Origin of the sequence: Streptomyces sp. HSW2009 (genome assembly GCF_040240285.1) — a bacterium.
In the GTDB taxonomy this organism is placed as follows: domain Bacteria; phylum Actinomycetota; class Actinomycetes; order Streptomycetales; family Streptomycetaceae; genus Streptomyces.
The window spans coordinates 1-2,246 of sequence record NZ_JBEHZD010000855.1 but is presented as its reverse complement, the minus strand read 5'-3'; the positions used below and the strand labels follow the sequence as shown (position 1 = coordinate 2,246).

At 78.8% G+C, this 2,246-nt stretch carries 2 protein-coding genes; one reads left to right on the top strand and one right to left on the bottom strand.

Going from position 1 to position 2,246, the window contains the following annotated elements:
- The first annotated feature begins 92 nt into the window (after nucleotides 1-92).
- Entirely contained in the window at nucleotides 93-863 is a 771-nt protein-coding gene (locus AAHZ94_RS32930) for a helical backbone metal receptor (RefSeq protein WP_349997377.1), read from the top strand.
- Here AAHZ94_RS32930 and AAHZ94_RS32925 read toward each other — a convergent pair.
- Nucleotides 778-2,094: a TDT family transporter gene (locus AAHZ94_RS32925; protein WP_349997376.1), complete on the bottom strand. Its 1,317-nt coding sequence runs from the start codon at nucleotides 2,092-2,094 to the stop codon at nucleotides 778-780. The genes AAHZ94_RS32930 and AAHZ94_RS32925 overlap by 86 nt on opposite strands.
- Nucleotides 2,095-2,246: the final 152 nt, after the last annotated feature.

Genomic DNA, 2,246 nt, shown 5'->3' with positions numbered 1-2,246 from the left:
CCCCCCCCCCCCCCCCCCCCCCCCCCCCCCCCCCCCCCCCCCCCCCCCCCCCCCCCCCCCCCCCCCCCCCCCGGGCGCCTTACGGTGGGGGCATGATCCGACCCCAACCCGGCGCCGCCACACGGGCCGCCGCGCGCCGCGTGGTCTCGCTGGTGCCCTCGCTCACCGAGGCGGTGGCCGCCACCGCGCCCGGGCTGCTGGTCGGCGCCACCGACTGGTGCAGCCATCCGGCGGAGCTGGCCGCGGAGCGCATCGGCGGCACCAAGAACCCGGACGTGGAGCGCATCGTGGCGCTCGCCCCCGAGTTGGTCATCGCCAACGAGGAGGAGAACCGCGAACCCGACCTGGCCGCCCTGCGCGCCGCCGGCATCGACGTCTGGGTCACCGAGGTCCGCGACCTCGACCAGGCGTTCCACGAACTGCACCGGCTGCTGGTGAACGGCCTCGGGCTGCCCCGGCCCGCCTGGCTGGACGCGGCCGAGCGGGCCTGGCGCGCGCCGGACCCGGCGGCAGGCCCCGGCGGCCGGGAGCGCACCGCGGTGGTGCCGGTGTGGCGCCGGCCCTGGATGGTGCTCGGCCGCGACACCTTCGCCGGCGACGTGCTGGCCCGCCTCGGCGTCCGCAACCGCTACGCCGACCACGCCGAGCGCTACCCGCGCGTCCCGCTGGCCGAGCTGCGGGCCAGCGGCGCCGATCTGGTGGTGCTGCCCGACGAGCCGTACCGCTTCACCGCCGACGACGGCCCCGAGGCGTTCCCGGGGCTGCCCGCCGCGCTGCTCAGCGGACGCCACCTGACCTGGTACGGGCCGTCGCTGGTGAGCGCCCCTGACGTGCTGGGCCGGGCGCTGGCACAGGCCCGCTGAGCCGGCCGGGGCGCGGCCCGTCCGCGGCGGCGGACGCCGGCTCGGGTGCCCGCTCCGGGCGCGCTGCTCGTACCGCTGGCGCTGGCGCTGGTGTTGTTGCCGGTGCCGGCGCCGCGCCGCCGCCCGGCAGCAGCGTGCCGCGGACCAGGCCGGCCACCGTACGGGCGCCCGCCACCGCCCACGCCACGACCAGCAGCGCATAGAGCCCGAAGGCCAGCCAGCGCAGCAGGGCCACATCGGTCTGGCGGGCCAGGCCGGCCGCGCCGGTGACGCAGGTGCCGACCGGGAAGGTGAACGCCCACCAGGTCATCGCGTACGGCATGCCGCGCCGCGCGGCCCGCACCACCAGCGCCCCGGCCAGCACCAGCCACCACAGCGCGAAGCCGAGCACCGGCACCCCGTACAGCAGCGCGCCGGCAGAGGCCGCGTCCGGGTACGGGGCGGGCAGTGTGCCGGGGGCCGCGGCGGCCAGGTTGGCCAGGGCAGTCGTGGACTGGCCGCGCGGGCCGAGCCCCAGGAACAGTGTGGGCACCAGCGCCGGTGCCGGTGGCCCGTACCGCAGCAGCCCGGCCATCACCAGCGGCAGCAGTACCAGCGTCGCCAGCAGGCTCAGCCCGAACTGCGCGGAGCACACCAGCCACAGCGCGGCCCGCCACTGGCCGGCCGGCAGTTCGGGCACCAGGCCGGGGCCGACCGCGGCCGACACCATCGGGGCGACCACCGGCAGCAGCCACACCGCCGAGGCGTCGGCCGGCCCCATCCGGTGCCGGGTGATCAGCAGGTACGGGATGCCGGCGGCGGCCAGCAGGCCCACCGCGGTGCCCGCCACCCACAGCGCCCCGGCCACCGCGACGGCCGCCCCCGAGCCGAGCACGTCCCGGCCCACCGCGAGGGTGGCACCGCCGACGGCGAGCAGCGCCATGGCGAGGCAGCCGTAGAACGGGGCGACGGCGGGGTCCGCCAGATGGGCCCTGGCCTGGTCGGAGTGGTGCTTCCAGTGCCGGGCCCGGGCCGCGACGAGGGTCAGGAGCAGCAGCGCCGACAGCGCCCACACCGCCACGTACGCCGCCCGCGCGCCCGGCACCCGGGCCGGCAGCCCGGCGCCGGCCGTGGCCACGATGGCGGTGCCCATCACGGTGGCGTACCAGTTCGGCCCGAGTGGGCGAACGCTGATGCGCGAGGTGCGCGAGGTGCGCGAGGTGCGGGTGGCGACGGGTGCGACGGTGACCATGCCCCCACGGTGCGCCGCCCGCACCCCGTCGACCAGGGACGTCCTCGCTATGGGGACATAAGCTGGTCTTATGAGCATGGGAGCGGCGGGCGCGGGACAGGGGCGGGGCGGCGGCCGGCGTGCCGGGCGCGCGGTGGCCGCGGCGCCGGAGC